The organism is Bifidobacterium pongonis, assembly GCF_019331805.1.
Lineage (GTDB): Bacteria > Actinomycetota > Actinomycetes > Actinomycetales > Bifidobacteriaceae > Bifidobacterium > Bifidobacterium pongonis.
Genome location: NZ_JAHBBE010000033.1, coordinates 26,267 through 32,266 on the forward strand (window position 1 = coordinate 26,267; position 6,000 = coordinate 32,266).

6 protein-coding genes and 1 tRNA gene are annotated in these 6,000 nt (G+C 61.9%); 6 read left to right on the top strand and 1 reads right to left on the bottom strand.

What is annotated here, in order from left to right:
* The first annotated feature begins 49 nt into the window (after positions 1-49).
* Both KIH75_RS08200 and KIH75_RS08205 read left to right on the top strand, forming a co-directional pair.
* A complete protein-coding gene (locus KIH75_RS08200; RefSeq protein ID WP_219056258.1) occupies positions 50-1,291 on the top strand; it encodes a hypothetical protein in 1,242 nt (413 codons plus the stop codon).
* A 273-nt stretch (positions 1,292-1,564) separates the two neighbouring features.
* Positions 1,565-2,260 (top strand): ECF transporter S component, encoded by a 696-nt coding sequence (locus tag KIH75_RS08205; RefSeq protein WP_274608107.1) that lies wholly within the window; start codon positions 1,565-1,567, stop codon positions 2,258-2,260.
* 127 nt (positions 2,261-2,387) lie between these two features.
* On the opposite strand, the gene KIH75_RS08210 is transcribed toward KIH75_RS08205, so the two are convergent.
* A complete protein-coding gene (locus KIH75_RS08210; RefSeq protein ID WP_420829191.1) occupies positions 2,388-2,705 on the bottom strand; it encodes a cupin domain-containing protein in 318 nt (105 codons plus the stop codon).
* 320 nt (positions 2,706-3,025) lie between these two features.
* Between KIH75_RS08210 and KIH75_RS08215 the strand changes: the two genes are divergently transcribed.
* The 4 genes from KIH75_RS08215 (at position 3,026) to KIH75_RS08230 (ending at position 5,952) form a co-directional block, all read left to right on the top strand.
* Positions 3,026-3,637, top strand: a complete 612-nt coding sequence (locus KIH75_RS08215; protein ID WP_338024324.1) for an ATP-dependent Clp protease proteolytic subunit — start codon at positions 3,026-3,028, stop codon at positions 3,635-3,637.
* A 2-nt stretch (positions 3,638-3,639) separates the two neighbouring features.
* Positions 3,640-4,287 carry an ATP-dependent Clp protease proteolytic subunit gene (locus KIH75_RS08220; protein WP_219056260.1) on the top strand — a complete coding sequence of 216 codons (648 nt, stop codon included), beginning with the start codon at positions 3,640-3,642 and terminating at the stop codon, positions 4,285-4,287.
* 124 nt (positions 4,288-4,411) lie between these two features.
* A complete protein-coding gene (clpX, locus tag KIH75_RS08225; RefSeq protein WP_219056261.1) occupies positions 4,412-5,752 on the top strand; it encodes an ATP-dependent Clp protease ATP-binding subunit ClpX in 1,341 nt (446 codons plus the stop codon).
* 126 nt (positions 5,753-5,878) lie between these two features.
* Positions 5,879-5,952: transfer RNA gene (locus KIH75_RS08230), tRNA-Arg, on the top strand.
* Positions 5,953-6,000: the final 48 nt, after the last annotated feature.

Below are 6,000 nucleotides of genomic sequence, written 5' to 3' on the forward strand. Positions count from 1 at the left end.
CACGAATGCCGTCCGGCATTCGTGGAGTTCAAGGAAAGGAAACCTGCTTATGGGTTTGGGCAAATCGCTTGACCTGAAGCGTCTGGCACGGTCCGCCATCGCCATGCTGACGGCCACGGCCACGCTCGCGCTCGGGGCCGTCATGACGGGAACCGCCATGGCCGACCCGGCCAAGCCTCGAATCGATATGAGGGACGCGGCCAACGGCATCGCCGTCGATATGGGCGGCTACGACACGTGGCTGGGCGCGTTCTTCGTCGGCACTCACGGGGAGAAGGGATACTGCACCGACTCCGGTCTGATTGACGCCGGCATCATGGCCTATGCCACGGCCAACTGGGTGCCGTCCGACAGCAGCGAAACCGCGACCCGCATCGGCTATATCCTCCATGAGGTCGATTACCCGACCAGCATCGAGACCCTGCCTGTTCAGACACAGCGCCAGTACACGCTCGACTGGGCCGCCGCAGCATACGTGGTGCATGACAAAATCGACCATCATCCCGAGAACTGGGTGTCCATCAAGAACGCCATGAACAACAATCGCGGCGCGACGGCTCAGGGGTGGAGCGGTCTGAGCGAATACGCGGGTGGCGGCCATTACGTCGGCGCGTTCACGAACGGCGACATCATCGACCGCGCCGCGCAGCTGTGGAACGAATCCGCAGGCCATACGGCTGGCGTGAGCGTCACTCCCGACAACTCCTACAAGGAGGCGCAGCGCCACGGCACCACCAAGGACGTGGCATACAGGGACGCCAACGGGAACTACGTGAGCACGAAGGTGACCGTCACCCTGCACGGCAGCGCCAATCCCAAGTTCGATGCCGCAGCCAACGGCATGTACGGCGGCACCGTGAGCGCGGACGGGAAGAGCTGGACGGGCACGACCCAGCCCAATCTCGGCGCGACGGGTCTCCAGCTGCCGTTCACAGCCGGAGCCGACGGCGATTACTACACCACAACAACATACGACCATGTTGTCTATCGGTATGAACTTGCCAACCCCGTGAATGGCAAGCAGCGCATGGCACGCTGGGGCACCGGTACCGGCGACCCGCTCGTGAAGACCGGTAAGGCGTGGAAACTCCAGTGGAGCTTCCAGCCGCAGGCCACGACGGTCGCGGACCCGAAGAGGCTCGAACCCGGCGACACGCCCGTCGACAAGGTGACCAGCTCGGTGGGCGACCTCATCTCCGGCACCGGCGCGGACGGCACCATTACAGGGCGTATCCCCTTAACCACGCAACACGTGGAACGCGGGCACCAAGGTTCGGGCTGCGGCTACTAGCGAGCCTGCTGCGGAATGAACCGTTCCGCCGCTGGAATTTCCATGCTTTGAGACATATGGCTATATGCCGTTAGCCTGACGGGCGGCGTGTATAGTGGTCGGCGGTGTTCCCGCCCGTGCCGCGCAGGTCAAGGAACACCCGGAAGGGTGTCGCTCATACGGTCGGTCGGCGCAGGAACGGCGTGACAAGCCGCTCCAACCCAGAGCGCCCATCCCAAAGCACACCATCCGATCAACCACTGTGCGCGGCTCGAACAGAGATGAGCATCATCCATGACCATGCAAACACAGCAGCATCAGCACAACCAGCACGAATCGAACAAACAGACCGCACAGACTTCGATCAGCCCGGCACGCGGCGCCTTCGGGCATGGCCGCCTGCGTTGGACTCCCGCCGACATCGCGGTCGGCGCAGCCGTAGGCATGGCATGCGGTGTGATCTTCCAAGGTTTCAACTTCATATACCCGGTGATCTCATCGGCGCTCGGCGCGGTTCTTCCCGGCCTGGCGAGCCTGTTCCACGCGATCTGGTACGCCTCCGGCGTGCTCGGCGTGCTGATGATCCGCAAGCCCGGCGCCGCGATATACGTCAACTTGGTCGGCTCGTTCGCGGAAATGGTGATCGGCAACCAGTACGCGATCGGATTCGTCATGATCTCCGCGATCCTGCAGGGCACTTGCTCCGAAATACCTTTCGCGGTCACAAGATACCGTGTGTTCACCCTGCCGCTTGCCGTCGCCGGCGGCGCGCTCACCGCAGTGGAATACGGCGCGTACCTGCTGCTCTTCCGCTATGTGGGTGTTTCGCCGTTGAGCCCGCGAGGCGTCACACACATGATCTGCGAGGTGATCGGCGGCATCGCGATCGCCGGCGTGTTCAGCTGGTTCCTGTACCGGGCGATTGCAAGAACCGGTGCCTTGGATAAGCTGGCATCCGGCAGAGCGGAACGCGGGGGAGCGAACCGGTAGCTCCCGACGAATACGCCTGAATCGTGGATCCCGAATCATAGCCAGAACCACGCTCGAATACAGGAACGCCCGCACGGTCAACCTCCTTCGGAGGGTCCGTGCGGGCGTTCGTCGTGGAAACCGTGGTTCAGCTCTTGGAGCCGGTCATCATGGTGAGCATCATGACGCTCGGTTCAAGCGCACGGATCGCATGAGGCAGGCGCGTGGTGAAATGCACAAGGCCACCGGGAACAAGCTCGACGGTCTCGTCGCCGCCGGTCACCTCAAGCTTGCCCTTCAACACCTGCACGAACACCGGCATCGCCGCCGTATGCTCGCTCAGCTCCTGGCCTTTATCGAACGTGAACAGCACCACGTTCGCGCCTTCGACGCTCATCACGGTACGGGAGACGGTCGCCTCCTCCTGAATCTGCACCAGCGGTTCCAGCTGGTCGATGAAGCTCATCGTATTGGTAGGGGTTTGTTCCGCCATGTCGACTCCTTTGCGTTATGACGTTCTCGACGTTGACCACTCTACCGGTTCGGCGCTCGAAAGGCGAAGAAAACATGCCCGGCGTCCAGCGGGCCGGTGTATTCCCGATGGTCGGAAACGCACCGGAAAGCGGCGGGAACGGTGCGGAAGCGTCGCAAAATTCAGCGCAAGGCGGCGAAAATCGTACGCGGGGAGCTGAAAAGCGCGCAAAAGCGCGTAAATGCGCCGTTCAGTCGCTTCGGGGCGGTAGTCTGAGAAATGTTGAAGAATATGTAATTCGAATGGAGAGCATGGTGAACAACACTTTTGCAACCCTTCCGGTGATGGCCGGCGAGGATGTGCCCGCCGGACCCGTCGATCCGATTTTCAACCGACTCCTCAAGGACCGCATCATCTGGATGGGCGAGGAAGTCAAGGATGAAATGGCCAACCGCATCAGCGCCCAGATGCTGATGTTGGCCGCAGAGGATCCGAAGAAGGACATCTGGCTGTACATCAATTCCCCGGGCGGTTCGATCACCGCGGGCATGGCCATCTACGACACCATGCAGCTCATCGAGCCCGACGTGGCGACCGTGGGCCTGGGCATGTGCGCGTCGATGGGTCAGTTCCTGCTGAGCTCCGGCACCAAGGGCAAGCGTTATCTGACGTCCCATGCCCGCGTGCTGATGCACCAGCCGTCCGGCGGCATCGGCGGCACCACCACCGACGTGCGCATCAACGCCGAACTCATCATGGACATGAAGAAGACCATGAGCGAGCTGACCGCCGAACAGACCGGCCACACCGTCGAGGAAATCTACCGCGACAACGAATACGATCACTGGTTCACCGCGCAGGAAGCCCTGGAATACGGCTTCGTCGATAAGATCATCACCACGCGCGACAGCATGAGGGGAGAGTGAACATGGCCAGCGAAGAAGCACAGTTCATGGCCCGCGCCCAGCGACTGGCGGGGCCGACCAACCGTTACGTCATGCCGCAGTTCAGCGAGAAGACGCCGTACGGCATGAAAACCATGGACGCCTATTCGAGGCTGTTCGAAGATCGCATCATCTTCCTCGGCGTGCAGGTGGACGACACCTCCGCCGACGACATCATGGCGCAGCTGCTGGTGCTCGAAAGCCAGGACCCGAACCGTGATGTGATGATGTACATCAACTCTCCCGGTGGTTCGATGACCGCCATGACGGCCATCTACGACACCATGCAGTACATCAAGCCCGACGTGCAGACCGTGTGTCTCGGCCAGGCCGCCTCCGCCGCCGCGATCCTGCTGGCCGCCGGCTCGGCGGGCAAGCGCCTGATGCTGCCGAACGCCCGCGTGCTGATCCATCAGCCGGCCATCGACCAGGGCTTCGGCAAGGCCACCGAAATCGAGATCCAGGCCCGCGAGATGCTGCGCATGCGCGAATGGCTGGAGAACACGCTGGCCAAGCACACCGGCCAACCGGTCGAACGCATCCGCAAGGACATCGAGGTCGACACCTTCCTCACCGCCCAGGAGGCGAAGGAGTACGGCATCGTCGACGAAGTGCTCGAACACCGCCAGTGACGTGCGTGGCGGCTGCGGAAGATGATTCCGTAGCCGCCGTGACCGTTGCCGACACGATGCCTCCGCTCCGGATAGGGCGGGGGTATCGTGTTTTTATGGAACCGAAAGATTCACAGGAGGCTGCATGGGACGTGTGGTGAGCTACAACGACGAAGTGCCGAAATGCACGTTCTGCGGTAAAACCGAGCATCAGGTGCGCAAGCTCGTGACCGGTCAGGGGGCGGCCATCTGCGACGAATGCATCGAACTGTGCGTGAGCATCATCTCCGACGAGCGCATCAAGGACGTTGAAGTCAACGCGCTCACCCTGCCCAAGCCCATGCAGATCAACGCCTACCTCGACCGGTACGTGATCGGCCAGCAGACCGCCAAGCGGGCGCTTTCCGTGGCCGTCTACAACCATTACAAGCGCGTCAACATGGAAATGCGCGAAGCCGCCAGCCAAGTTGGCGAGACGGGTGGCAACCATGACGCTTCCGGGAACGACCCGCTGCGCGACGTGCAGGTGGCCAAATCGAACATTCTGCTGCTCGGGCCGACCGGCGTGGGCAAAACCTATCTCGCCCAGACGCTCGCCAAGGTCATGAACGTGCCGTTCGTCATCACGGACGCCACCACGCTCACCGAAGCCGGCTACGTGGGCGACGACGTGGAAACCGTGCTGCAGCGGCTCCTGCAGGCGGCGGACGGCGACGTCTCCAAAGCCGAACACGGCATCGTCTACATCGACGAAATCGACAAGATCGCGCGTAAATCCGGCGAGAACACGTCCATCACGCGCGACGTGTCCGGCGAAGGCGTACAGCAGGCGCTGCTCAAGATCCTCGAAGGCACCATCGCGTCCGTTCCGGCGGAAGGCACCCGCAAACACCGTGAACAGGAAACCATCCAGATCAACACGCGCGGCATCCTGTTCATCTGCGGCGGCGCGTTCGTGGGCCTGACCGACATCATCAAGAACCGTTTGGGTGCGCGCGAAAGCGGCTTCGGCGCCAAATGGCACGACCACGAGGTGCCCGACGAGGAACTGCTGCAGCAGGTGTGCGCCGACGACTTGGCGGAATTCGGCCTATTGCCGGAATTCATCGGCCGTCTTCCCGTGATCAGCGTGTTGCAGGAGCTCAAGGAGGACGACTTGGCGGCGGTGCTCACCCAACCGTCGAACGCGCTGATCAAGCAGTACATGAAACTGTTCGCGGTGGACGGCGTGACACTCACCTTCACCAACGACGCGATTGCGGCGATCGCACGCACCGCGATCCGGCAAGGGACCGGCGCCCGAGGCCTGCGGTCGATCATCGAGCGCACGCTGCAGGACACGATGTTCCAACTGCCGAGCCTGGATCATGTGATCGAAGTGGTCGTGGACGGCGACGCGGTGCTGGGCGAAGGTTCGCCGCGCATCGTCCGTGACGAGGAGAACGTGGACACCCAATCCATGCCGAGTTTGGGCGCGGCGCACTGATAGGCGCGTATACGCAAAACCGCATGGTTCCAACGCAAACGCGGATTCCGACATGCGCGACATGCCGTATTTGCATTATCAAACAAAGTGTGTAATATAAATCGAGTTGTTTGAAAGAGCAACGTTGCGCGAGTAGCCCAGCGGATTAGAGCAGCTGACTACGGATCAGCAGGTCGCAGGTTCGAATCCTGTCTCGCGCACTACCACGGGTCATCACGTGGTGAAAGAAGATGACGTTGCGCGAGTAG